The 23933-nt window shown below is 69.4% G+C and carries 24 protein-coding genes; 15 read left to right on the forward strand and 9 right to left on the reverse strand.

What is annotated here, in order from left to right; all coding sequences use genetic code 11:
* Positions 1-312: 312 nt before the first annotated feature.
* Positions 313-714, reverse strand: coding sequence for a nuclear transport factor 2 family protein (locus NG1_RS14965; RefSeq protein WP_062971466.1), 402 nt, complete (start codon positions 712-714; stop codon positions 313-315).
* 67 nt (positions 715-781) lie between these two features.
* The gene (locus NG1_RS14970) at positions 782-1750 is read right to left on the reverse strand and encodes a helix-turn-helix transcriptional regulator (RefSeq protein WP_062971227.1); all 969 of its coding nucleotides are present in this window, start codon (positions 1748-1750) and stop codon (positions 782-784) included.
* A gap of 63 nt (positions 1751-1813) precedes the next feature.
* On the opposite strand from NG1_RS14970, the gene NG1_RS14975 reads away from it, so the two are divergent.
* The 5 genes from NG1_RS14975 (at position 1814) to NG1_RS14995 (ending at position 9268) form a co-directional block, all read left to right on the forward strand.
* Positions 1814-4105 carry an excinuclease ABC subunit UvrA gene (locus NG1_RS14975; RefSeq protein ID WP_062971229.1) on the forward strand — a complete coding sequence of 764 codons (2292 nt, stop codon included), beginning with the start codon at positions 1814-1816 and terminating at the stop codon, positions 4103-4105.
* A 120-nt stretch (positions 4106-4225) separates the two neighbouring features.
* Entirely contained in the window at positions 4226-5104 is an 879-nt protein-coding gene (locus tag NG1_RS14980) for a glycoside hydrolase family 32 protein (RefSeq protein WP_062971231.1), read from the forward strand.
* Between the two features lie 120 nt (positions 5105-5224).
* Entirely contained in the window at positions 5225-6637 is a 1413-nt protein-coding gene (locus NG1_RS14985) for an L-fucose/L-arabinose isomerase family protein (protein WP_062971233.1), read from the forward strand.
* Positions 6638-6639: 2 nt separating this feature from the next.
* On the forward strand, positions 6640-8121 hold the full coding sequence (locus tag NG1_RS14990) for an FGGY-family carbohydrate kinase (protein ID WP_062971235.1): 1482 nt from the start codon (positions 6640-6642) through the stop codon (positions 8119-8121).
* Between the two features lie 124 nt (positions 8122-8245).
* Entirely contained in the window at positions 8246-9268 is a 1023-nt protein-coding gene (locus NG1_RS14995; RefSeq protein WP_245659907.1) for a glycoside hydrolase family 172 protein, read from the forward strand.
* Here NG1_RS14995 and NG1_RS15000 read toward each other — a convergent pair.
* Positions 9259-9750, reverse strand: a complete 492-nt coding sequence (locus tag NG1_RS15000; protein ID WP_062971239.1) for a hypothetical protein — start codon at positions 9748-9750, stop codon at positions 9259-9261. The genes NG1_RS14995 and NG1_RS15000 overlap by 10 nt on opposite strands.
* 107 nt (positions 9751-9857) lie before the next feature.
* Between NG1_RS15000 and xylB the strand changes: the two genes are divergently transcribed.
* The 3 genes from xylB (at position 9858) to NG1_RS37445 (ending at position 12519) form a co-directional block, all read left to right on the forward strand.
* Positions 9858-11264, forward strand: coding sequence for a xylulokinase (gene xylB / locus NG1_RS15005; protein ID WP_062971241.1), 1407 nt, complete (start codon positions 9858-9860; stop codon positions 11262-11264).
* Between the two features lie 155 nt (positions 11265-11419).
* Positions 11420-12049 (forward strand): maleylpyruvate isomerase family mycothiol-dependent enzyme, encoded by a 630-nt coding sequence (locus NG1_RS15010; protein ID WP_062971243.1) that lies wholly within the window; start codon positions 11420-11422, stop codon positions 12047-12049.
* 122 nt (positions 12050-12171) lie between these two features.
* The gene (locus NG1_RS37445; protein WP_062971245.1) at positions 12172-12519 is read left to right on the forward strand and encodes a nuclear transport factor 2 family protein; all 348 of its coding nucleotides are present in this window, start codon (positions 12172-12174) and stop codon (positions 12517-12519) included.
* A 114-nt stretch (positions 12520-12633) separates the two neighbouring features.
* Here the strand turns inward: NG1_RS37445 and NG1_RS15020 are convergent, their stop codons facing one another.
* A complete protein-coding gene (locus NG1_RS15020) occupies positions 12634-14310 on the reverse strand; it encodes a 2-isopropylmalate synthase (RefSeq protein ID WP_062971247.1) in 1677 nt (558 codons plus the stop codon).
* Between the two features lie 256 nt (positions 14311-14566).
* Here NG1_RS15020 and NG1_RS15025 point away from each other — a divergent pair, with 256 nt between their 5' ends.
* The 3 genes from NG1_RS15025 (at position 14567) to NG1_RS15035 (ending at position 16675) form a co-directional block, all read left to right on the forward strand.
* A complete protein-coding gene (locus NG1_RS15025) occupies positions 14567-15238 on the forward strand; it encodes a FadR/GntR family transcriptional regulator (RefSeq protein ID WP_062971249.1) in 672 nt (223 codons plus the stop codon).
* The gene (locus NG1_RS15030; RefSeq protein ID WP_062971251.1) at positions 15235-16044 is read left to right on the forward strand and encodes an ABC transporter ATP-binding protein; all 810 of its coding nucleotides are present in this window, start codon (positions 15235-15237) and stop codon (positions 16042-16044) included. Before NG1_RS15025 ends, NG1_RS15030 begins: the two co-directional genes overlap by 4 nt.
* Positions 16045-16177: 133 nt before the next feature.
* Positions 16178-16675: a hypothetical protein gene (locus NG1_RS15035; RefSeq protein WP_062971253.1), complete on the forward strand. Its 498-nt coding sequence runs from the start codon at positions 16178-16180 to the stop codon at positions 16673-16675.
* 213 nt (positions 16676-16888) lie between these two features.
* On the opposite strand, the gene NG1_RS15040 is transcribed toward NG1_RS15035, so the two are convergent.
* Both NG1_RS15040 and NG1_RS15045 read right to left on the reverse strand, forming a co-directional pair.
* Positions 16889-17389, reverse strand: coding sequence for an SRPBCC family protein (locus tag NG1_RS15040; protein ID WP_062971255.1), 501 nt, complete (start codon positions 17387-17389; stop codon positions 16889-16891).
* Positions 17386-17751: a hypothetical protein gene (locus tag NG1_RS15045; RefSeq protein ID WP_062971257.1), complete on the reverse strand. Its 366-nt coding sequence runs from the start codon at positions 17749-17751 to the stop codon at positions 17386-17388. The genes NG1_RS15040 and NG1_RS15045 overlap by 4 nt, the downstream gene beginning before the upstream one ends.
* Before the next feature lie 21 nt (positions 17752-17772).
* On the opposite strand from NG1_RS15045, the gene NG1_RS15050 reads away from it, so the two are divergent.
* On the forward strand, positions 17773-18366 hold the full coding sequence (locus NG1_RS15050; RefSeq protein WP_062971259.1) for a TetR/AcrR family transcriptional regulator: 594 nt from the start codon (positions 17773-17775) through the stop codon (positions 18364-18366).
* A 10-nt stretch (positions 18367-18376) separates the two neighbouring features.
* On the opposite strand, the gene NG1_RS15055 is transcribed toward NG1_RS15050, so the two are convergent.
* Positions 18377-19027 (reverse strand): HAD family hydrolase, encoded by a 651-nt coding sequence (locus NG1_RS15055; protein ID WP_062971261.1) that lies wholly within the window; start codon positions 19025-19027, stop codon positions 18377-18379.
* Between the two features lie 200 nt (positions 19028-19227).
* Here NG1_RS15055 and NG1_RS15060 point away from each other — a divergent pair, with 200 nt between their 5' ends.
* A complete protein-coding gene (locus NG1_RS15060; protein ID WP_062971263.1) occupies positions 19228-19905 on the forward strand; it encodes a PaaI family thioesterase in 678 nt (225 codons plus the stop codon).
* A gap of 18 nt (positions 19906-19923) precedes the next feature.
* Here the strand turns inward: NG1_RS15060 and NG1_RS15065 are convergent, their stop codons facing one another.
* Positions 19924-20892, reverse strand: coding sequence for an RNA polymerase subunit sigma-70 (locus tag NG1_RS15065; protein WP_062971265.1), 969 nt, complete (start codon positions 20890-20892; stop codon positions 19924-19926).
* 228 nt (positions 20893-21120) lie between these two features.
* Here NG1_RS15065 and NG1_RS15070 point away from each other — a divergent pair, with 228 nt between their 5' ends.
* Positions 21121-21885 carry an SDR family NAD(P)-dependent oxidoreductase gene (locus NG1_RS15070; protein ID WP_062971468.1) on the forward strand — a complete coding sequence of 255 codons (765 nt, stop codon included), beginning with the start codon at positions 21121-21123 and terminating at the stop codon, positions 21883-21885.
* Positions 21886-21914: 29 nt separating this feature from the next.
* The gene (locus NG1_RS15075) at positions 21915-22673 is read left to right on the forward strand and encodes a DUF899 domain-containing protein (RefSeq protein WP_062971267.1); all 759 of its coding nucleotides are present in this window, start codon (positions 21915-21917) and stop codon (positions 22671-22673) included.
* Between the two features lie 91 nt (positions 22674-22764).
* Here NG1_RS15075 and NG1_RS15080 read toward each other — a convergent pair whose 3' ends face one another.
* The gene (locus tag NG1_RS15080) at positions 22765-23928 is read right to left on the reverse strand and encodes a sulfotransferase family protein (protein ID WP_245659908.1); all 1164 of its coding nucleotides are present in this window, start codon (positions 23926-23928) and stop codon (positions 22765-22767) included.
* Between the last annotated feature and the right edge of the window lie 5 nt (positions 23929-23933).

Raw genomic sequence — 23933 nt, forward strand, 5'->3', positions numbered from 1 at the left:
CTTAGCTCATTCGTTCACCCGATCAAAATCGGGCTCCCGTTCGAGCCATGTGATGGCCAGGCGCTCCTCGTCCTACCTCGTTTCCCGGTCCATCCGCTCGGCGTCTCCGCCTCGCTTCTCGGCTCCGGGTCGGTGTCCGTGTCGCTCTGACTTGGATAAAGTTACGCGGCGGAAAACGCTACGTCAAATCGCCTGTCCAGCGCGTCTTTTCGCAGGTCAGAGGTGCGCCGGCATCCGTGCACCGGGCGGAATGACACAAATGTGATTCAGGCCACGACAAGATCGTTTCGATGCTCGTACGGCAATCCCCGATCAGCCGCCCAATGGAGCTCGACGCGGCACGACCTTGCGGTAGGAGATCCGCCATCCGGCGGATTCCCGCACCACGACGTCTTCGTATGTCACGCTCCCGCAACGTCCGTCGGCGTTGATGCCGATGCCCTTGGACCGCACCGAGACGATGCCCCCATCGTTCCGGGTGATGAGGACATTGGTGACGTGGTGTCCGACCGGATTCGCGTCGCCGAGCGCGAGCGCCGCTTCGCGGAGGGCGGTGACGCCGCGCAGTTCACCGAATCCCAGCTCGGTGAGGTCGTAGACGACGTCCGGAGTGAACACCTCGTCCATCCGATCGAGTTCCCCGGCGTCCATGAGGTGACCGTGCTTGGCGATGAGGTCGTTGATCTCGAAGCGGTCGTCGATCGATAGCGTCATGCGCAGCACCGTAGTGCCGCTCTCGACGCAGGTCAGGTGATTATTCGTCCGGCGGGCGTGCCGACACTCATCGCGGGACGGCAGCCGCACGAAGCAATTTCGCGCCGAGGCCGGCGAGGAGATCTCTCATCTCGGGGGGTTCGACGACGTCGAAGTCCAGGTCCAGGTGGGCGATGCGCAGTGCGGTCCACTCCAGGGAATCGGCCGAGGTGCGCAGCAGGCAGGTGTGCGCATCCAGCGGTTCGATCTCCTCCGCGCGCACGCGGAACGCGTCGGCGAGGGTCTCGGCGCCCGCGTGCACGCGCAGGACCACTCGGCGGACCGGCCTGGTGCGGGCCAATTGGCTGGTGACGAAGGTCGCCGCGTCCTCGGCGGGCAGTGCTCGGGCAGCGCACCGTATTCCGGTGGGCTGCGGAGACGTCAGCCGATCCACCCGGAAGGTGCGCCAATCCGCGCGATCGACGTCCCATGCGACCAGGTACCAGCGGCGACCGGCGGAGACCAGACTGTGCGGTTCGGTGAGGCGGCCGGTCTCCGCGTCGGTCTTGTCCCGGTAGCGAAAGCGGATCCGTTCGCCGTCCCGCGCGGCGGCGGCCAAGGCGACGAGCACCTCCGGATCGACCATCGGACCGGCCGGGGGCCCGCCGAGCGAGACGGTGGTGGTGTCTATCGCGTCGACCCGGCGGCGCAATCGCGACGGCAGCACCTGCTGCAGTTTCACCAGGGCGCGGGCAGCCGATTCCTCGATACCCGCGATCGCGCCCTGCGCCGCGCCACGCAGCCCGAGGGTGATCGCGACCGCCTCCTCGTCGTCGAGCAGCAGCGGCGGCAGCGCGGCGCCCGCTTCCAGGCGGTATCCGCCTATCGCGCCGAGGCAGGCGACCACGGGATATTCCAGCTCGCGCAGGCGCTCCACATCCCGGCGCACCGTCCGCACGGTGACCCCGAGCCGCGCGGCCAGCTCCGGACCGCTCCATTCGCGGCGGGTTTGCAGCAGCGACAGCAGCTGGAGCAGGCGCGCGGCGGTCTGTGTCACGGGTTCCAGTATGGCCGAGAAGGAGGACAGAACCTGACCTCATCGGCTTCTAGCGTGAGGCTCGTGCATGCTCATCGAGACACCATCAGCATCGTCGGGGCCAGGGAGAACAACCTCCGGGACGTGTCGCTGACGATCCCCAAGGGCAAGATCGTGGTCTTCACCGGCGTCTCCGGTTCGGGTAAGTCGTCGATCGTCTTCGGGACCGTGGCGGTCGAATCGCAGCGGCAGCTCAACGAGACCTTCACCTGGTTCATTCGCAACCGGCTGCCCAAGTACGAGCGGCCCGAGGCCGACGCGATCGACAATCTCGCGCCCGCCGTAGTCGTCGATCAGAAGCCGATCGGCGGCAATTCCCGTTCCACCGTGGGGACCATGACGGATATCCAGTCGATCATCCGCGTGCTGTTCTCCCGGCACAGCGTGCCGAGCGCGGGCGAGGCGACGCGCTATTCGTTCAACGACCCGCTGGGCATGTGCCCCGCGTGCGGCGGTCTGGGTCATGTGGTGCGCCCGGATCTGGGCAAGCTCATCGATACCGGCAAGTCGCTGAACGAGGGAGCCATCACCTTCGGTCCGTTCGCGGTCGGAACCTTCCAATGGCAGCTCTACGCCGAGTCGGGACTGTTCGACCCGGACAAGCCACTGCGGGACTTCACCACGCAGGAGTGGCAGTTGTTCCTGCACGGCAAGGGGTTCCGGGTGCCGCGCAAGAACCGGAACGGATCTGCGGGGAACAACGCCTACGAGGGTCTGCTGGAGCGGTTCGACCGCCTCTACGTCAAGCGCGATCTCACCGCGCTGTCGGACAGGAATCGCGCGGCCGCCCGCGCCGTGGTCACCGAGGAGATCTGCCCGGACTGCGGGGGCGCCCGGCTCAACGCCGACGCGCTGGCGAGCCGGATCGATGGCCTCGGCATCGCCGACTACGGCAGGCTGGAGATCACCGATCTCATCGAGGTGCTCGCGCGGCTGGACGATCCGGTGGCTCGGCCGATCGCGCGGGCGGCCATCGGGCGGTTGCGCAGGATCGAGGAGGTCGGGCTCGGCTACCTGTCGCTCGATCGGGAAACCGCGACCCTCTCCGGCGGCGAGGCGCAGCGCCTGAAGGTGGTCCGGCATCTGGGCTCCAGCCTCACCGGTATGACCTACATCTTCGACGAGCCCAGCGTCGGCATGCATCCGCGCGACGTGGGGCGGCTGAACACTCTGCTGCGCCGGCTGCGCGACAAGGGGAACACCGTCCTGGTGGTGGAGCACTCCCCCGATGTCATCGACGTCGCCGACCATGTGGTCGACATGGGGCCGGGGGCCGGTTCGCGCGGCGGGCGGGTCGTGTTCCAGGGCACGGTCGATCAGCTCCGGACCGCGCCGACGGCGACCGGTGCGGGATTGCGCCGGGCGCGGCGGGTGAAAGACGACGTCCGCGAACCGACGGGATGGCTGACGGTCACCGATGCCGACGCCTACAACCTGAAGAGCCTCACCGCGCGGTTTCCGACGGGCGTGCTCACGGCGGTGACCGGCGTGGCGGGTTCCGGGAAGAGCACGCTGGTTTCCGGCGCGTTCGTCGCCGCGCATCCGCAGGTGATCGCGGTCGACCAAGCGGCGATCGCCGCCTCCCGGCGTTCCAGCCCGGCCACCTATCTGGGCATCATGGACCCGCTGCGTCAGCTGTTCGCCAAGCGGCACGGTGTGCGGCCGGGCTTGTTCAGTTTCAACTCCGACGGCGCCTGCGGCGAATGCGATGGCGCGGGGGTGATCTTCACCGACCTGGCGTACATGGATCCGGTCACCACGGTGTGCCGGGCCTGCCACGGACGCAGGTATCGCGCGGAAGCGCTCGCTTACGAGATTAGCGGGGCGTCGATCGCCGACGTCCTGGAGATGCCCGCCGAGGAAGCGCTGGAGTTCTGGGCCGGAGACGGAGACCGGCGCGTGCTCACGCCGTTGCGGGCGCTGCTCGACGTCGGTCTCGGCTATCTCACCCTCGGCCGCGCGCTCACGTCGCTGTCCGGCGGCGAGCGCCAGCGCATCAAGCTGGCCGATCATCTCCAGCGGCGCACCGGATCCGGTATCTATGTGCTCGACGAGCCGACCACCGGACTGCACATGGCCGACGTCGACACGCTGGTCGGACTGCTGGACCGGCTGGTCGACGCGGGCAACACGGTGATCGTCATCGAACACGATCTCGACGTCGTCGCCCGGGCCGACTGGGTGATCGATCTCGGACCGGACGGCGGAAAGCACGGCGGCGAAATCGTTTTCGCCGGGACCCCGGCGGCTCTGCTGGCGGACGACCGGTCGCTGACCGCGGAGTACCTGCGGCGAAGCGTCGGCGTCCGCGCCTGACCGCCCCGCGGGAAAGTCATAGCGTCATCGCACGGACCTCGGCTGCCGATGCATCGAGCAGCCGAGTTCCATTGGACCGATACCGCACAGGGACGTCTACCGCGGCGGCATCATGAACCTATGGCGACACGGGAGGTGGTCCGGGCGGGAGCTTTCGCGCGGATCTACGACCCGGGCGTCGGCGAATCGGAAGCCTGGTACATCAACGATCACACGATCGTCCGCGACGACGCCGGGCGCTGGCACCTCTTCGGCATCACCCACCCGGAGCCCGCCGACCCGTTCGACGAGACCGAGTTCGCCCACGCCACCGCGGACCGGCTGCACGGGCCCTGGACCACGCGCGACCGTGCGTTGCTGGTGGATCGGAACTACGGCGAAACGCATCTGTGGGCGCCTTACGTGGTCGGCGCCCACGAGCGGTACTACATGTTCTACGCGGCGGGCGGAGCCGACCGCACCGCCGCGGCGATGAACCTGGCGACGTCGCGCGATCTCTTCCGATGGACCCGCTCGCCCGCGGGCCCGCTGTTCCGCGACGGATACGACGCTCGCGACCCGATGGTGGTGCGTGTGGGCGACCAATGGGTGATGTATTACTGCGCGACCAGCGCCCCGGCGGGCGGTCACCACGTCGTCGCCTATCGCACAAGTACCGACCTCGTGCACTGGGGTGAGCGCCACATCGCGTACACGGACCCGACCAAAGGCACCGAGGCGGGCAACACCGAATCGCCTTACATCCTGCGGCACGACGGATGGTGGTACCTGTTCATCGGCCCGCGCCCGCGTTACGTCGGCACCGACGTCTTCCGCAGTGACAGTCCTTTCCGCTTCCGCATCGGAGACAAGGTCGGCCACATCGCGGCGCACGCCGCCGAAGTGATCGGCGCGGACGGCCGCTGGTGGGTCACCAGTGCGGGCTGGGGCCGGGGCGGCGTCCATCTGGCGCCGCTCGACTTTCCGCAGTCGCGCGTGGTCAAAACGGTTCCGCGCTAAGCGGTCCGAAGCACGGGGCCGAGCGCGAATTCGGCGAAAGGCGTCTCCGGGCTCGGTCGCGGCTGGTATCTGTTGATCGAGTCGAACTCTCCGATCACCCCACCTACGGGAGGGACCGGCATGGCCCGTATCGGCGTTATCAGTGTTTCCGATGGCCGCGACTATGTGCATGCGGGCATCGCCGATTTCATCGCCTCCACCGAGGACCGGCTGGTGGCCGCGCTGGCGGCGGCCGGACACGATGTGGTCCGCGGCGCGGCGCCGATCAGCGACAACGCGCTGGCTACGTCGGTGGCGCGCACTGTCGCGGCGGCGGGCGTCGATCTGACCGTCCTGCACTATGCCGTCTGGGCGTTCCCGCATTTCACCATGCTCGCGGCGGGCGCCATCCCCGGGCCGCTGCTGCTGCTGTCGAATATCGATCCGGTGCAGCCCGGGATGGTCGGCATGCTCGCCGCGGGCGGCGCACTGGATCAGATCGGGCGCAGGCACAGCAGGCTGTGGGGTGATCCGTCCGATCCCGAGCTCGTCGAGGCCATCGGCGTGCGGGCGCGGGCCGCGGCCGCCGTATCCGGCTTGCGCGGTTCGACATTCGGGCGCTTCGGCGGGCGGCCGATGGGCATGAACACCGCGGTCGCCAATACCGATCAGTGGCAGCGGCAGTTCGGCATCGACGTCGAGGAAATCGATCAGTGGGAGATCGTGCGGCGCGCCGAACTGGCCGACGCGGGCGAGGCGCGGGCCGCACGCGAGTGGCTGGAGCGGCACACCGCGGGCGTGCACTACGACGGGGCGAAGCTCACCCCGCAACTACTGGAACGCCAGATCCGGTCCTATCTGGCGGTACGCGAATTGATCGCCGAATGGCGGCTGGACTTCTCGGGAATCAAGGGGCAGCCCGAACTCACCCAGTATTTCGCCACCATGGACGTCACCGAGGCGTTCCTCAACGATCCCTACGACTGGAATGGCCCGAAGGAACCGCACGTCTGCGCCACCGAGGCGGACATGGACGGTGCGCTGACCATGCAACTGCTCAAGCGGATCGCGGGCACCCCGGTGCTGTTCGCCGACGTCCGGCACTATCACGCCGATCGCGACATCTGGGACCTCTGCAATTCCGGCCAGCACGCCACCTGGTTCGCCGCGCGCAGCGCCGATCCCGCCGAGAACCTGGCGAAGGTGCACCTGTATCCGGAGGTCTTCTTCTTTCCCGCCGGCGGCGCCTCGGTGCACCATCTGGCCGCCCCGGGCCGGATGACCCTCGCGCGGCTGACCCGTCTCGACGGCGACTACCGCATGCAGCTGATGCTCGGCGAGTTCGAGCACTACGACCAGCAGACCAACGAGGCGCTGATGAACCAGTCGACCCGGGAGTGGCCGCACGCGTTCGCCCGGCTGGACGCGCGCGCCGAGGACTTCCTGAACCGCTTCGGCGCCAACCACATCCACGCGGTGCCCGGCGACCACCGGGCGGCCGTCCGCGCGACGTGCGAATTGCTCGACGTCACGGTGGACGAGTTCACGCGGTGACGATGTTCCTCGGCATCGACATCGGGACCGCGAGTTCCAAAGGCGTGCTCACCGATGCCCGCGGCACGATTCTCGCCAGGTCCGAGCGGGCGCACGAGGTTTCCATGCCGCACCCCGGATGGGTCGAGCACGACGCGGAGACGGTGTGGTGGTCCGACTTCGTCGCACTCGCCCGCGACCTGGTGGCGGCGGCCGACGGCGCCACGCTCGACGGTCTGGCGGTATCCGGCATCGGTCCGTGCCTGCTGCCCGCCGACGCCCGGGGCAGGCCGCTGCGCCCCGCCATCCTCTACGGTGTCGACACCAGGGCCGGGGCCGAGATCAACGAGCTGAACGAGGAATTCGGCGCGCGGGCCGTGCTCGACCGCGCCGGATCGCCACTGACCAGCCAGGCCGTCGGCCCGAAGGCGCGGTGGCTGGCCCGGCACGAGCCGGACGTCGCCGCACGCACCGAGCTGCTGCTGATGGCGAGTTCTTTCCTGGTGTACCGGCTCACCGGCCGGTACGTTCTGGACCACCAATCGGCCAGTCAGTGCGTACCGCTGTACGACCTGCGCGAACGCGCGTGGGCGACGGACTGGGCCGAGCGGATCGTGCCGGGCTGGACGCTGCCGGAGCTGGCCTGGCCCACCGAGATCGTGGGCCGGGTGAGCGCGGACGCGGCGGCCGCCACGGGCCTTCCGGCCGGGCTGCCGGTCACCACCGGCACCATCGACGCCTGGGCCGAGGCGGCCAGCGTCGGCGTCCGCGCCCCGGGCGACGCGATGATCATGTACGGCACCACGATGTTCCTGGTGCAGGTGCTCACCGACCCGCGTCCGCATCCCGGTCTCTGGGGCACCTGCGGCACCTGGCCGGACACGTACACCCTCGCCGCGGGTATGGCCACCTCCGGCGCGGTCACCGACTGGCTGCGCAAACTCGTGGGCGGCGAGTTCGCCGACCTGGTCGTCGCGGCCGCGGACGTGCCGGCGGGCAGCAGAGGGCTGCTCGCGCTGCCCTATTTCGCCGGTGAGCGCACTCCCCTGTTCGACCCGGACGCGCGTGGCATCGTCGCGGGACTCACCCTCGGGCACGGTCGGGCCGAGCTCTATCGCGCGGTACTGGAGGGCATCGCCTACGGCGTGCGGCACAATCTCGAGGCCATGACCGAAGCCGGTGGGCTGGCGGCGCGCTTGGTCGCCGTGGGTGGTGGCACCAAAGGCGGGCTGTGGACCCGGATCGTCTCCGATGTCACCGGGCTGCCCCAGCAGTTGCCCGCCGAGACCGTCGGCGCGAGCCTCGGTGACGCTCTGCTCGCCGCCGAGGCCGCCGGAGTCGACACCTCCGCGTGGAATCCGGTCGTCGACACCGTGCTGCCACGTCCCGAACGCGTCGCGAAATACGAGGAGTACTACCGGCACTACCGGGATCTCTACGATCGCACGACGAATATCGCGCATTTCCTCGCTGCCGAACAGCGCCGTGCGGGTGCGTCTTCTTGAACGCCCGTGCGACGATGCGGAGCCGGTTCGCGGAACGATACGAGGATTTCATGCCCACGATCACTCTGACCCAGGACAATTTCGACTCCGTCGTCGCATCACATTCCATCGTGCTCGTGGATTGGTGGCCGGGATTGTGACCGCGCCGGGCGGAGAACTGTGGCGGCTGGACGGCACGCGAACGCGGTCGGTCAGCGCCGAGAACCCGACGGGAGCGCCCGGCGCGGGCGCGCGGGCGACCGACGGCACCGGAGCACACGCTGCCCGGCTGCTGGGCCCGGGATGGAAGATCTCGCCTTCGATCGCGCTCGCCCACGGGGAGACCGCCACGCTGGCCGACGTTTCCGGCCCCGGCGTGTTCAGGCATTTCTGGCTGACCACCGAACGTTCCGTCCTTCGCGCACTGACACTGCGGATGACCTGGGACGACGCGCCGCGGCCCGCGATCGAGGCGCCGCTCGGCGACTTCTTCTGCAACGGATGGGGCGAGACGGCCCTGCTGAGTTCGGAGATGGTGGTGGTCGCGCCCGCGGGCGGCCTGAACAGCTACTGGCCCATGCCGTTCCGGCACCGAGCGCGCATCACGCTGGAGAATCGTTGCGGCCGTGAGGTTCCGGTGTACTACCAGGCGACCTTCACCGAAGAGGACGTGCCGGACGACGCGGGGTATCTGCACACGCGGTGGACGCGAACGACCGGCTTGGGCAGTCCGGCCGTGCACACGATTCTCGACACGGCGCCCGGGCCCGGCCGCTACGTCGGCACCTACCTCGCCATCCGCCCGGGCGCGCCGGGATGGTGGGGCGAGGGCGAAGTCAAGTTCTTCCTCGACGGGGACGCCGAGCATCCCACGATTTGCGGAACGGGCACCGAGGACTATTTCGGCGGCGCCTGGAACTTCGACCTCGACGGGATGTATCGGACGTATTCCACGCCGTATCTCGGCCTGCACCAGGTGCTGCCGCCGGAGCAGATCTATCGACCCGATCAGCGGTTCGGCATGTACCGCTGGCACGTGCGCGATCCGATCTGTTTCGAACGCGAACTGCGCGTCACCGTGCAGGCCCTCGGATGGCAGGACGCGCAGACCTATCTTCCGTTGGAGGACGCCGAGGTGGCGACCACCGCTTGGTGGTATCAGGCCTGATCGGGGTTGTCCGGATTCGAGGGGAAGTCCAGCGCGAGGAGTTCATCGGCGCGTGCCAGCGCCGCGTCCATGCCCGCGGTGAGATCGTCCATCACGCTCAGGCCGTCGAGCAATCCGGCGAGTTCGTCCTGCACGGCGCGCAGTTCCGCGATCGCCGGATCGATCGGGAACCAGGCGACGGACTCGTGCCACCACGGATCGTCGGACAGCCAAGACCACAGCACATCGCGGACCAGCACCGGGTCGGAGGTGTACATCTGGAAGGACTCCGTCGCCGAACCAGCCCGGTGCTCGAGTTCGTAGACGCCGTCGGGCAGCAACTCGGCGCGGATCTCGTGCTGGTCGGCGCGGCTGAGCTCGAGGATCGCGTGTTCCGGCCCGGCCGGTTCGTCGAGCAGGTCGCTGAGCGCGTCCTCGGTCAATTCCGGCAGGTGCGTCCCGTCTCCCGTGCGGATGCGCACGTCGGTGGGGTCGATGCTCACCGCGACAGTCTGCCCGATCCCGCGGCCGAATACCCGAAATGCGCCGGTGCGGGACGGATCGGGTGCAAGGTGGTCGGTATGGGAGTGCGCGAGACGATCGAGGCCGGATGACGACGGTCGCGGGAGTCGACAGTTCCACCCAGTCGTGCAAGGTCGTCGTCTGCGACGCGGACAGCGGCGAGATTCTCGGGCGGGGGCAGGCGCCGCACCCGGAAGGGACCGAGGTCGCCCCGGACGCCTGGTGGGACGCGCTGTGCGCGGCGAGCGCGGGACTGCTCGATCATGTCGACGCGATCGCCGTCGCGGGGCAGCAGCACGGCTTGGTCGCCTTGGACGCCGCAGGCGTTCCGGTGCGGGACGCGTTGCTGTGGAACGACGTTCGCTCCGCAGGCGCGGCGGAGGAATTGATCGCCGACCTCGGCGGGCCGCAAGCCTGGGCCGATGCGGTGGGCAGCGTGCCGGTGGCGGCCTTGACCGTCGCCAAACTGCGCTGGCTGGCCGACCACGAGCCGGAACTCGCCGACCGCACCGCGCACATCCTGTTGCCCCACGACTACTTGACCTGGCGGCTGCGCGGCGGCGGGCGAGGACGCATACCCGCGCCGACCACCGACCGGGGCGACGCATCCGGCACCGGCTACTGGTCACCCGCCTTCGGCAGATACCGGGAGGATCTGCTCACCCTGGCCTCGCGCGGTCGCCGTCCGGCCCTGCCCCGGGTCCTCGGCCCGGACGAGTCCGCCGGACGGACGCCGTCGGGCACACTCGTCGCCGCCGGAACGGGCGACAACGCCGGGGCCGCGCTGGGGTTGGGCATCGCGGAAGGCGACGTGGTGGCCTCGCTCGGCACCAGCGGGACGGTCTTCGCTCGCGCGGGCCGCCCCGCCGCCGACCCCGGCGGCGCTGTCGCCGGCTTCGCGGACGCCACCGGCGCGTTCCTGCCGCTGGTGTGCACGCTCAACGCCGCGCGCGTGCTGACCTCGACCGCCGATCTGCTCGGCGTGGACCTGCCCACACTCGAATCACTCGCCGCGCGGGCGCCCGCGGGCGCGGACGGCGTGGTCCTGCTGCCTTATCTCGCCGGTGAACGCACACCCAACCTTCCGCGCGCCGCGGGCAGCCTGCACGGTTTACGGCCGGAGGCCATGCGCCCCGCCACGGTGGCCCGGGCCGCCTTCGAGGGTGTGCTGTGTCATCTCGCCGACGCGCTCGACCATCTCACCGGTATCGGGGTGACGCCGCGGCGCGTGCTGCTCATCGGCGGCGGCGCGCGCTCACGACTGATCGCGCTGATCGCCGCGCAGGTCTTCGGCGTCACGGTGACGATCCCGGAACCGGCCGAGTACGTCGCGCTCGGCGCGGCCCGGCAAGCGGCATGGGCGCTGAGCGGCGCGTCCCGGCCGCCGTCCTGGCCTGCGCGCTCGGTCGCGGAGATTCCGGCGCCGGCCGACGCCGCGACCGGGCGGGAGATTCGCGCCGAGTACCGGCGGGCACGCCGGGCACTCTACGGCTGACCACGGTCTTCGTCGCGAAACCAGTCCGCCGGACTCGTCTGCCCTCGATCCGGGAACCTCGCGTGCCCCGGTTCTCGGGCCGCCGATTTTCGTCGCTGAGTGGCGCCTCGACGGCGTGCGGGGTTTGATCACCCTCGTCGAAGAGAGGTGGACGAATGACCGAGACCCAGGTGCGAAGGGCGGTGACGGCGGAACGGACGGAACTCGCCGAACTCTTGGCCGGGCTGGATGCCGCGAGCTGGGATGCGCCGACCCTGTGCGCGGGCTGGCGGGTACGCGAAGTAGTCGCGCACATCACCATGCCGTATCGCCTGTCGAGCGCGCGGTTCACACTGGGGATGCTCGCGGCGTTCGGCAACTTCAACCGCATGGCCGACCGCACCGCCCGGGAGGACGCCGCCACGCTCAGCACGGCGGACCTGCTGAAATCGCTGTGGGACAACGTCGATCACCCCTGGCGGCCGCCGGGCGGCGGGCTTTCCAACGCGTTGAGCCACGATGTGATCCACGGGCTGGACATCACCGTGGCGCTGGGGCTGGACCGCCGGGTGCCCGAGGACCGGATGCGCATGGTGCTGGACACGATCGAGCCCAGGACCGCCAAGCTGTTCGGCGCCAAGCTCGGCGGCATCGAACTGCGCGCCGACGACCTGGACTTCCGCTACGGCTCTGGCACGGTGCTGTCGGGCCGCGCCCAGGACCTGCTGCTCGTATTGTGCGGGCGCAAGCTGCCCGCCGGATACCTGCGGGGCGAACCCGCCGAGCGGTTCACCGCGCCCGGCTGATCCCGGCACGGCGCTCACCGGCCCGGTGCGGCCAGTCCGCGCAAGTAGGAAGCGGTTTCGTCGTCGGCTGGAAAGTACGCCTCGACGGCGACCTCGTTCCCGCAGCAGCTCGCCGGCCGGTCGTGGTCCTGAAGGGCTTCGCGGAATTCGCGGCGGGCAACATCGACGTGTTGCACACGCTGCTGCACGACGACTTCCTCGAGCACAGCCCCGGAAACCCGTCGGGTAAGGACGCTTTCATCGAGTTCATCGCACAGGCGCCCGTAGCCGGATCGAAACTGGAGCTGGCGCGGGTGATCGCCGACGACGAGTACGTGGCCGTGCACTACCGCATGGACCCGCCGGGCTACGAGGACCGCGGCGAGGCGGTTGTGGACATCTGGCGGCTCGTCGAGGGGAAGATCGTGGAGCACTGGGATGTCGTGCAGGCGGTCCCCGAACCCGCGCAGATACCGCACGGCATGTTCTGAACGGCGGGAACTCGGGTGCTCGGCCGATACTCTCGGCACAACGGTCACACGGATCTGCTGGGCGAACGGATCGACGATTTCGCCGGTGACCGATGACTTCCGGACGCGGGACGATCATTCTCGCGCCGAGCGTCCCGCGGCCCGCACGACCGCTGCCAGTGCTGCCGCCAGGGCGGACTCGGCTCGGCCGCAGGACCATCCGGTGTGTTCGCCGCTGCGGTACTCCAGGTAGGCGATCGCGGATTTGTCGTCGTCTCGCTCGATCGACTGCTGAGTCAGACCCAGTACCTCGATCGGGCATCCGGCGTCGGCCAGCGCCTCGGTCAGCACCGCGAGCGGGTCGCCCGGACGCCGTGTGCGGTGGGTGACACCGCCGACGGTCAGCGTGATCTCGGTGCTCGTCTCCGCGCCGTCGACGGTGCCGCGCCAGTCCTTCAACCCCAGCCACGACGGGTCGTCGAGATAGCTCGCCTCGAACAGATCGAGCAGTTCGGCGGCGGTGACCTCGGCGCCGGTGTCGTCGGCGAGCGATTGGACGCGCCGGGCGAAATCGATCTGCAGGCGCCGCGGCAGGTCCATGCCGTACTCGGTGTGCAGCAGGTAGGCGATGCCGCCCTTACCGGACTGCGAATTGACCCGGATCACCGCGTCGTAGCTGCGGCCGAGGTCGGCGGGATCAATGGGCAGATAGGGCACCTGCCAGTCCAGCGCGCGCTCCGCGATGCCCGTCGCGGCGGAACGGGCGCGATGCTCGGCCATTCCCTTCTTGATCGCGTCCTGATGGGTGCCGGAGAACGCGGTGTGCACCAGGTCGCCGACGTACGGGTGGCGCTCGTGGATCGGCATGCGCGTGCAGTATTCGACGGTGCGCCGGATCTCGTCGATGTCGGAGAAGTCGATCATCGGATCGACGCCTTGCGCGTGCAGGTTCAGCGCCAGCGTGGCGATGTCGACATTGCCGGTGCGCTCGCCGTTGCCGAAGACGCAGCCCTCGACGCGTTGCGCGCCCGCGAGCACCGCCAGCTCGGCGCACGCCACGCCGGTACCGCGATCGTTGTGCGGGTGCACCGAGAGGATGACGCTGTCGCGGCGGGCCAGATTGCGATGCATGTACTCGATCTGGTCGGCGTACACGTTCGGGGTGGCGACCTCGACGGTGGCGGGCAGGTTCAGGATGACCGGCCTGCGCGCGGTGGCGTCCCACAACGTCGTCATCCGGTCGCAGATGTCGAGCACGTAGTCGGGCTCGGTCAGGTTGAACACCTCGGGTGAGAACTCGAACCGGACGTTCGGCAGGTCCCCGGCGCAGTCCAGCACGGCGCGGCCGCCGTCGAGGATCAGCTCGCGCAGCGCGGCACGGTCCTTGCCGAGCACGACGTCACGCCAAGCGGGAGCGGTGGCGGTGTACAGGTGGATCACCACGTCGTTGGGGATCCCGCGGATCGAGGCGACGGTGCGCTCGATGAGATCGCGGCGGGCGGGGGTGAAGACGACGATGGTGACGTCCTCGGGCGCGAGATCGTCCTCGGCGATGAGCCGGACGAAGTCGAAGTCGGTCTGCGACGCCGACGGGTAGCCGACCTCGATCTCCTTGTAGCCCATGGCGATCAGGAGTTCGAAGAAGCGCCGCTTGCGCGCCGGGTCCATCGGCTCGGCGAGTGCCTGGTTGCCGTCGCGCAGGTCGACCGGCACCCACAGCGGGGCTCGGGTGATCCTGGCGTCGGGCCACTGCCGCCGGGTGAGCGGGACCTCGACGCGCTGGTAGATGTCGCGGTAGCTGTGCGAGGGCATTCGGGAGTGCCGCTGGCGATTCCACGCCGGGGCCCGATCCGGTATGTCGCCCGAGGGGGTATCGATGGTGGGGAAAGCGCTGGTCATGGGTCTGCTTCCTGGCCGTTGCGGCCGTCACGACGAGAGGTGACCGGCCACGACGAAGCCCCACGGCGGGCGGCCGGTCGTTCAGGCCCCGCCGTGGCGGCTGAGCAGAAGCATGGTGCGCATGATGGCTAGACTGTACACCACTCCTCAGACAAGTAGAGAGGTACCGATGATCTCGCAGGTACGGCGTCATCCGCTGGCCGCGCAGGCGGCCGAGGTACTCCTGGCCCGCATCCAGGCGGGCGAATGGCCGCTGGGTCACCGCCTGCCCGGTGAGACCACGCTGGCCGCACAGCTCGGCGTCGGCCGCTCGACGCTGCGGGAGGCCATTCGCGAACTCGCCGGGAAAGGCGTGCTGGACAGCCGCCAGGGCGCGGGCGTCTTCGTGACCGCCCTGCATGCGACCGAGGAGTGGGACACGGTGCTGCGCCGCGCCACCATCGCCTCGGTGATCGAAGCGCGCATCGCCATCGAGGCCGAGGCCGCCGCCTTAGCCGCCCAGCGGCGGACCCCCGCCGACCTGCGGACCATTCGCCGTGCGCTGGCCGCGCGCGAGGCGCACGGCGAGCCGGTGGCCGAGCACGTCGACGCCGATATGGCGTTCCACCGGGCGGTGCTCGTGGCCGCCCACAACGATGTGCTGACCCAGTTGTTCGACAGCTTCCTGCCGCGGCTGCGCCTGGCGATGATCGACATGCTGAAGATCCGCCCGGTGCCATCGGAACCGGCCGATCACGCCGCGCACGAACGGCTCGCCGACGCGATCGCCGCCCGCGATCCCGCCGCCGCCGCTGAGTACAGCCGCGCCCACCTGACCACCTTGAAAGAGGCTTTCACGTGACCGAACCGGTGCTCGAACTGACCGACGTGACCTTCCGCCGCGACGGTAAGAAGATCATCAACGGGATCTCGCTGACCGTGCGCGCGGGCGAACGCTGGGCACTGCTCGGCCCCAACGGCGCGGGCAAGAGCACGCTGCTCGGCTTCTGCGGCGCGGTCACCTTTCCCACCTCGGGGTCGGTCCGTGTGCTCGGCGCGGAACTCGGGCGCGTCGAATTGCAGCGCCTGCGCCGGGGCATCGGTCAGGTGAACCCGCGCCACCCGCTGCGCTCCGCGCTGACCATCCGCGAGGTCGTGCTGACCGGCTTGACCGCTACCATCGACACCCCCATGCGCTGGACGCCGACAGCCGACCAGCGCGACCGGGCCGACACGATGATCGAGACGGTCGGACTGACCGGAAAGGCGGACGAACTCTGGCCCACGCTGAGCCAGGGTGAGCGCGGCCGCACGCTCATCGCCCGAGCGCTGATCGCGCAGCCGCGGCTGCTGCTGTTCGACGAACCGTCCACCGGATTGGATGTCGCCGCACGCGAACAACTCCTGGACACCCTCGACACCCTGGACCGGACACACCCCGACGTCGCCTCCATCCTGGTCACCCACCACCTGGAGGAACTTCCCAGCACGACGACCCACGCACTGCTCATCGCCGACGGTCACGCCGTCGCGTCGGGTCCGGCCCTGCGAACGATCACCACCGAGAACGTCACCGCGGCGTTCGCGCACCCGGTCGAAGTCCGCCACGACGACGGCCGCTGGACCGCGCGGGCGGCACGCAAACCCACCGCATGGCCGTCGCGCTAGCCCCATAGACAACTCGCCCGTCCAGAGGAGGCCCTCGGGCCGCACCACGGTGGTAACGCCGCTGTAATCGCCACACCGCAATCGCGTGTGAGCATGCAACGAAATCGTCTACCACCGAAGGGAATACGGCTACGTGTGGCAGCTGTATCGAGCGGTTTTCCGCACCGACGACCACCGGGTGCTCGGCTATGTGGACGTGGGCGCCAGGCTCATGGAACACGTGAGGATCGGCCACCACCTGGTCCAAGGAATCGAGCGACTGCTCGCCGAACCGGCCAGGGTCACCTGGGCGGGACGGAGTGCGCCAGGGTCGCCGAAGACCGAAAACCTCTATCACACAGTCGATTCGGTCGCCGCCCTGCTGCCCCCGGAACACGGGGCGGTGGGCCGGTACCTGCTCAATCACGACATGCGGATCTTCGTGGACAAAGCGACAGTGCTGGAGAACGAGGCCCGGCACCGCATCCACCCGTTGCCTTTGCTCACCGCCGACCCCACACCGGATCCCGGCCGCACGGTGGGCGACCACACTCTCCTCGGCTCCTGGGCACACGCCCTGATCTCGGTGCGCGACACCGTGCCGAAGGGCTTCGAACAACGAAAGTTCGACCTGGTCGAACGCCTCCCCTGAGCGCTATCGCCGCTCGACGCCCGCGGGGACGAACTCCGGCCCGGCGACCACGGTCGTTGCCGGGCAGCGGCGTGGGCGGAAGGCGCCGATGACCGCGGCGGTGCGAATCGTGGCGACGGCGTCGCGATGACCGGCGTCATCACGGCGCCCACCTCAGGTGCAGGTCGATCGGCCCGCACCACCGCTGAGCGCGGAGTGCGCGGCCAACGAGAACTAGGCCGTCGAGGCGGTGCGGTGTTCGGCTTCGGCGAGTTCCTTCAGCGTCAGCAGTTGCTCGCGCATCATGAGCAGGTCGCCGAGGGCGAGCACCATAGCGACGAATTTCGGTGCGCTACAGCGGATCCGGACCACGAGCCGGGTTCCCGCGCCTTCCGGCCGCACCGCGTAGGAGACGCACACCTTGCCCGCGACCAGAGTGATGTGCTCGCCCGGGACGAAGAAGACGAGTTCGAACTGGGACATGAACCGCTGCCCCACCGCCAGTTCGGTGAGCGCCGGGTCACGCAGGCGCGGGCTGCGTGTGCCGAAATTGTCCAGCAGGTCGTAGCTGTAGGGAGCGATCCGCAGCTGGCACAGCCAGGCGTAGACGAGCGCGGGCGGCGCGTCGACGCTGATCGCCCGGTCGGCCCGGAAGCCGCCGGGTAGCCGGTCGTCGCACGGCAGGGGCGCTTCGCGCTCGGCCTCGGTGGCGCCCCACACCGTCCCGGGGATCATGCCGTCGCCGCGATCCGGCGCAACATCTGACGCACCACCAGGCGGTGACCGCCCGTCCCTACCACCAGCGCACGGTAGATCCGGCCGTGCAGACCGGGAAAGTCGCCGTAACTGCGGGCGCGGACGCGGGTCCGGCTCGGCCCCTCCTCGTCCAATTCGAAGATCAGCGCGTACTTCGAGAACCAGTGCTGTCCGCGCAGCGCCAAACGGTGCGGTTCCGCGAGGGAATCGACAACGAACCCGGTCGGCGGCGACGGCTCGTTCGGGTCGTGGCACACGACTTTCAGCACCGCTTTCCACGCCCGCTCGCGATTCGCCTCGACCGATCTGGCATGCTCATCTATATAGGACAAACGCTCCATATAGAAGGACCGTACTAGTACATGGCGCCACCCCGCAAGCACGACACCGACGTGATCCTCGACGCAGCCCGCACCCTGGTGCTCGCCGAGGGACCTCGGGCGGCCAGCGTGTCGGCCATCGCCGAGGCCAGCGGAGCCCCGGTCGGGACCTTGTATCACCGCTTCGGCAACCGCAACGGAGTGCTCGCCGCCGCGTGGCTGCGGGCGCTGCGCCGCTTCCAGGACGGCACCCTCGCCGCCGCCGACCGGCCGGACCCGGTGGAGGCGGGGGTCGAGATGGTGCGAGCCGCCCTGCGGTTCGGGCGCGAACTACCCGAGGACGCCAAGCTCCTGCTCGAGCTGCGCCCCAGCGATCTTCTCGACGGCGGGCCGGACGCCGAGTTCCGCACCACCCTGGCCGGCATGAACGCGCCGTTGATCGAGCACCTGCGCCGCATCGCCGACGGCGTGTTCGGCCGGGACGGCGAACGCGAGATCGACGCGGTCTCGCGAGCGGTCGTGGATCTCCCCTACGCGGCGCTGCGCCGCCACGCCCACGCCGCGGTCCTGCCCGCTTGGCTCGAGGACGACCTGACCGCCGCCGCCCGCACCCTGCTGACCTCCTACCGCCCCTGAACAGCCGGCCTCAGCCGGTGATCAGCGCCGGAGTGAGTTCGTCGAGGCCGGAGATCACCTTGGCGGCCATGGCCAGCGCATCGGAGGCGGGCGGGTATTCCGGGCGTGGCGCCGCGATCACCCGCATCCCCGCCGCGTGGGCCGAGCGCAGGCCGTTGCTCGAATCCTCCACGGCCACACAGTCGATAGGCCGCTGACGAAGGAACGTCGCGACGGTCACGTACACGTCCGGGGCGGGTTTGCCGCGGTCGACCTCCTCGGTGGAGAAGGTCACGGAGAAGTACTCGATCAGACCGGTCCGGCCCAGCACCGCGTCGATGAGCGCGCGTGGCGAGGAGCTGGCCAGCCCCAGCGGCCAGTGCTCACTGATCCGCTGCACGGCCTCGACCGCGCCGGGCAGCACCGGCACGGCCTCGTCGTAGCGCTCGGCCATCCGCTCGATGACCTCCCGCGCGACGGTCTCCGGCGGCTCGTCCACACCCAGCTCACCGCTCAGGTAGGCCGACCACTCACCGGTGCTCATTCCCATCAGCCGCTGCTGGGTGTCGGGCAGCCACCGCCCGCCCTTCTCCGCGACATAGCCGCGCCGCACCAGCTCCCAGACCGGCTCGGAGTCGATCAGGACGCCGTCCATGTCGAACACCACCGCGGTGATACCCATGCGCACAATGCCTTTCGCCAGCCGAAGCGGTCACAGATCGAGCGCGGCCGGATCGCGTCTCCGGCCGCGGGGAACCGTGCCGGTATCACCGGGGTAGCGGCGATATCCGGTCGCGCACCAGCCTAGGCGGTGACGGCTCGCGGCGGCGGACACCGCACCCGCCCGGCGAGCATTCCCCGGGCAACCGATAACTTGTTCTCATGAACGAACCGCAGGCCGGCGACTCGCTGCCGAGCAAGGAGCACCACGAGGGCGGGTTCCGGCCGATGACCGAGCTGATCGCCGCCCATGAGGCCGCCAAGGACGATATCTCCCGCGGCGGGCCGCACTTCGGGCAGTTCATCGAACAGGTGCGCGGCCTGATGGACCGTGTCCGGCTGGCCTCGCCCTCCGACGAACTGGCGGTGGAGGCGATCGGCATCCTCAAGGAGCTGAACGACAAGCTCGACGCCGCCGCGGTGGACGAGTGGTCGACGCCCAACTGGACCCGCTTCGACCTGCCCGCCCGCGGCAACATCACCCTGCCGCCGTTCTTCATCGACCACGTCCACCCCCAGCAGGGCGTCGACGCGCGGCTCACCTTCCGCACCTTCCATCTCGGCGGCAACAGCGCCGCCCACGGTGGACAGATCGCCATCGCCTTCGACGACCTGCTCGGCATGGCGGCGGCCGTGCATTCGGGCGCGGTGACAAGGACGGCGTCGCTCACCGTCGACTACCGCTCCATCACTCCGCTGAACACCGAACTGAAGGTGCGCGCGTGGGCCGAACGGCAGGAGGGCCGCAAGGTCTACGTGCGGGCCACCCTGCACGACGGTGACCGGCTGTGCGCGGAGGCGAACGGGCTGTTCATCGTGCTCGAGCCCGGCCAGCCCTGAGGCTCGCGCTCCGCCGGGTCAGTCGCCCGAGCGCTCCGCGAGGCGGGTCGGCGGCATGCCGAAAGCGTCGAACAGCGTTGGTTCGAGAAAGACGGTGATCGCGGCGATCCCGTCTGCGCCGGTGGTGATCACGTGGATCGAATGGGCTTCCAGGAGGCCGCCCGCTCCGCGACGGTATTCCGCCACAGCGGGTTGTCCGTTCGCGGCCGTCGGGATCAGCACGAGATCGCCGGGCCGGGCGAAGGCCCGCTTGGCCAGGAACCGGGTCACCGCCTCGCGCCCGGTGAACCACAGTGGCACCGGCGGCATTTCGAGCCGGACGTCGGCGGCCAGTAGCTCGGTGAGCGCGGCGAGGTCGGCGTTCTCGAAGGCCGCGCAGTAACGGTCGAGCAGTTCGCGGCGTTCGGTGTCCTCCGGTTCGGTCGCGTTGTCGCCGTTGGGGGCGACCTCGGCGAGACGTGCCCTGGCCCGCTGCAGGGCGCTGTTCACCGCGGCCTGCGTCGTTTCGAGCAGCTCCGCTACTTCGGCGGCACTGAACTGTGCGACGTCGCGCAGGATCAGCACGGCCCGCTGACGCGCGGGCAACTCCTGCATGGCCGTCACCACGGCCAGCCGGATGCTTTCCCTGGTGACGAATGCCGTTTCGGGTGTCAACGCGTCCGGCAGTGGTTGCATCCATTCATATGTCCCGGCATCGCGGTCGAGACCCGCGTCGGGGTCGGCCGAGCCGGCGCCCAGACCGGCGGGCAGGACCCGCCGCGCACGGTTCTCCAGTGCGCGCAGGCACGCGGTCGTCGCGATGCGGTACAACCACGTGCGCAGCGCCGCCCGCTCCTCGAACGCGGCATAGCCGCGCCAGCCGCGTAGGTACGTCTCCTGGACGAGATCCTCGGCGTCGTGCACCGAACCGAGCATGCGATAGCAGTGCGCGATCAGTTCGGCGCGCAACGGCGCCGCCTGCTCGATGAAATCCTCCTGGACCGGCACGGTCGTACTCCTAGGTCTCGACGTGGCGGGGATGGGCACCCCTACCAGTACTGATACGTCCGGCGGCGGAAATTCATCGGTCGGCTCGTCACCGATTACCCCGGGAGAGCGGGCCGCGTCGTAGACGGGAGACCGATCGGTCGGCGCCGCACCGATGAATCGCGGCGGCTCCACGTATCTGAATTGGTGAGGACCACGAGCACATCACCGACAGAAGTGGAGACGACCATGAACGAAACAACCAAACCCGGCGATCTAGCGGGCACCACGTCGATCGTGACCGGAGCAGGCCGTGGATTCGGCCGAGGTATCGCCAGGGCGCTGGCGGCTGGCGGCACGCATGTCGTCGGCGTGGCCCGCACCGGCGCGCAGCTCGATGCGGTGCGCGAGGAAATCGGCGGCCGCTTCACCGCCGTGGCAGCGGACGCCGCCGATCCCGCGACCGCAAGCCGGCTCCTCCACGAGTATCGCCCGCGCACGGTGGTCCTGTGCGCGGGCGCCGCTCCGCGCATGAGCCCCGTGCAGGAACAGACGTGGGAGACCTTCAGCGAGAACTGGAATGTCGACGTGGCCCAAGCGTTCCACTGGATTCGCGAAGCGCTGCGCCGGCCACTGGCGCCGGGCAGCTCGGTGATCGCGATCTCCAGCGGGGCCGCGATCAACGGGTCGCCGCTGAGCGGCGGCTACGCGGGGGCGAAGGCCACCGTGCGGCTCATCACGAGCTATGCCGCCGTCGAGTCGGAACGGGCAGAGCTGGGGATCAGGTTCGTCTCCGTTCTCCCGCAGTTGACACCGGCCACCGAACTGGGGGCCGCTGCGGTGGCGGCCTATGCCGAACGGCAAGGCGTCGACGCCGACACGTTCGTGCGGTCCATGGGACCCGCCCTCACCCCGGAGCAGGTGGGCAAGTCGGTTCTCGAGATCGCGACCGCCGCGCACCCGGTCCACCACGCGAACACGCTCACCGCCGCGGGCATATCACCGCTGGCCTGAACCACGCAATCGAAAGGAAGCCCATCACGATGAATACACCGTCGATCGTCTCGGCACAGGAGTGGGAGGCAGCGTGGCAGCGGCTGCTGGTGAAAGAGAAGGAGTTGACCCGCGCCCGTGACGCACTGGCCGCCTCGCGGCGGCGGATGCCGTGGCAGGCCGTGGACAAGGAGTACGCGTTCGAAGGACCCGACGGCAAGGCGAGCCTGCTCGACCTGTTCCAGGGCAGGCGGCAGCTGATCGTCTACCGCGCCTTCTTCGAGCCCGGCGTGAGCGGCTGGCCCGACCATGCCTGCCGTGGCTGCTCGATGATGGCCGATCATCTCCCCCACCTGGCCCACCTGAACGCCCGCGACACCACCCTCGTGTACGCCTCTCGCGCGCCGCAGGCCGACATCGAGCGCGTGCGGGCCCGGATGGGCTGGCAGATGCCGTGGTACACCATCACCGACGACTTCGACGCCGACTTCGGCGTGGACGAATGGCACGGCACGAACGCGTTCATCCACGACGGCGACAGCGTGTTCCGCACCTACTTCGTCAACAACCGCGGCGACGAGGCGCTGGGCACCACGTGGAGCTACCTCGACATGACCGCGCTGGGACGCCAGGAGCGCTGGGAGGACTCACCGGAGGGCTACCCGCAGACCCCGCCCTACGAATGGTGGGACTGGCACGACACCTACGGCAGGCACACGCCGTCGCGGTGGTTCGGCGACCCCGATCCGGACAATCCCGACGACCAACGGCCGCCGCGCGCCGACTCGCCGGGCTGCGCCTGCCCATGATCGACGGCGCCGTGCGCCGGTAGGCGCGTCGCCGTCACGACCGCGCACTCCCTCGTGCGGGTCGTGACGGCGACGCCGGTGGCCGAGCGGGTCACCGCCCCGGGAAATGGGCCTCCCGATACGCGCCGAACCGGGCGTCCACCTGCTCGGAAGTGAGCCCGAAATCATCCAGGGTGTAGCGGTGCGCCGGACGAGCGGCGCCAGATGTGCTCTCCGAATGCAACGCGGCCATCGCCGCGCGCGCCTCGTCGGTCAGCGGCAGCCCGAAATGCCGGTAGATCGACTCGACGGTGCCGATCGGGTCGGCGACGAACGCGTCGTAGTCGACGTCGCAGAACTGCGCCGCGTCGTGGCGCTTGCGGTCGACGAGGAACCGCTCCGCGCCGCGCGCCCACAGATCCAGCTGCGTCGCGCCGACCACCGGACCCCGGAACTTCTCCGACCAGCCCGCCGTCGCCTGCTCGTTCAAGCTGCACACCGACGCGATGATGGTGCGCGGATCGCGATGCATCTGGATGATCAATGCGTCCGGATAGACCTCGAAGATGGCGTCCAGCGCGAACAGGTGGCTCGGGTTCTTCAACACCCATCGTTTTCCGGCATCCGGCAGCCCGATCAGCTGGAGATTGCGCCGGTGCCTGCGGTAGGCGGGCGTCCAATCACGGTCACGCAACCACTCGGAATAGGTGGGCAGGTAGGCCAGGCATTCGTAGGACACCGACATGGCCGACTGCCGCAGCAGCTGCCAGCACTCCTCCACCTGGTCTGCCGAGATGTGGTGCACGCCCATGAATTCCGGATGCTCCACGTGGTGCTTGTCGTAGGCGGCCGCGAGACGCTGGTACACGGGATTGCTCGCCCAGGTCTCCCGCGGCGGGCGCGGCTGCGGCATCTCGGTCAGCCACATCTCCAGGCCTTGGTGGCCCGGGTCGGCGTTGAGCAGGCGGTGCACCGCCGTCGTTCCGGAACGCGGCAGGCCGGTCACGAAGACCGGCCGTTCGATCGCCACGTCGGCGTGCTGCGGGTGCTGCTTCCAGGCGGCCTCGCTGAGCAGCCGGGCGATCAAGGCGCCGCGCAGGAAGGCACGGTTGACCTTGTTGCCGAAGGGGGTGAGTTCGGCGTCTCGGGCATAGGACTCGAGCAGCACCCCGAGTCCCTCGCGGTAGTCGTCGGTGCCGAAATCCTCCAGCCCGACCACCTTCGTCGCCGAGGCGTGCAGATCGTCGATGGTTCCGACGTCGTCCCTACCGATCACGGTCA

It is taken from the genome of Nocardia gamkensis NBRC 108242 (assembly GCF_001612985.1).
Classification (GTDB): Bacteria; Actinomycetota; Actinomycetes; order Mycobacteriales; family Mycobacteriaceae; genus Nocardia; species Nocardia gamkensis.

What these genes read in the sequence shown, in the direction of transcription:
- NG1_RS15020 (WP_062971247.1), bottom strand. Translation starts at nt 14,310, where the DNA reads ATGCCCTCGCACAGCTACCGCGACATCTACCAGCGCGTCGAGGTCCCG.
- xylB (WP_062971241.1), top strand. Translation starts at nt 9,858, where the DNA reads ATGACGACGGTCGCGGGAGTCGACAGTTCCACCCAGTCGTGCAAGGTC.
- NG1_RS15040 (WP_062971255.1), bottom strand. Translation starts at nt 17,389, where the DNA reads ATGATCCCCGGGACGGTGTGGGGCGCCACCGAGGCCGAGCGCGAAGCG.
- NG1_RS14965 (WP_062971466.1), bottom strand. Translation starts at nt 714, where the DNA reads ATGACGCTATCGATCGACGACCGCTTCGAGATCAACGACCTCATCGCC.
- NG1_RS15055 (WP_062971261.1), bottom strand. Translation starts at nt 19,027, where the DNA reads ATGGGTATCACCGCGGTGGTGTTCGACATGGACGGCGTCCTGATCGAC.
- NG1_RS15045 (WP_062971257.1), bottom strand. Translation starts at nt 17,751, where the DNA reads ATGGAGCGTTTGTCCTATATAGATGAGCATGCCAGATCGGTCGAGGCG.
- NG1_RS15025 (WP_062971249.1), top strand. Translation starts at nt 14,567, where the DNA reads ATGATCTCGCAGGTACGGCGTCATCCGCTGGCCGCGCAGGCGGCCGAG.
- NG1_RS15070 (WP_062971468.1), top strand. Translation starts at nt 21,121, where the DNA reads ATGAACGAAACAACCAAACCCGGCGATCTAGCGGGCACCACGTCGATC.
- NG1_RS14990 (WP_062971235.1), top strand. Translation starts at nt 6,640, where the DNA reads ATGTTCCTCGGCATCGACATCGGGACCGCGAGTTCCAAAGGCGTGCTC.
- NG1_RS15060 (WP_062971263.1), top strand. Translation starts at nt 19,228, where the DNA reads ATGAACGAACCGCAGGCCGGCGACTCGCTGCCGAGCAAGGAGCACCAC.
- NG1_RS15010 (WP_062971243.1), top strand. Translation starts at nt 11,420, where the DNA reads ATGACCGAGACCCAGGTGCGAAGGGCGGTGACGGCGGAACGGACGGAA.
- NG1_RS15050 (WP_062971259.1), top strand. Translation starts at nt 17,773, where the DNA reads ATGGCGCCACCCCGCAAGCACGACACCGACGTGATCCTCGACGCAGCC.
- NG1_RS14985 (WP_062971233.1), top strand. Translation starts at nt 5,225, where the DNA reads ATGGCCCGTATCGGCGTTATCAGTGTTTCCGATGGCCGCGACTATGTG.
- NG1_RS15075 (WP_062971267.1), top strand. Translation starts at nt 21,915, where the DNA reads ATGAATACACCGTCGATCGTCTCGGCACAGGAGTGGGAGGCAGCGTGG.
- NG1_RS14980 (WP_062971231.1), top strand. Translation starts at nt 4,226, where the DNA reads ATGGCGACACGGGAGGTGGTCCGGGCGGGAGCTTTCGCGCGGATCTAC.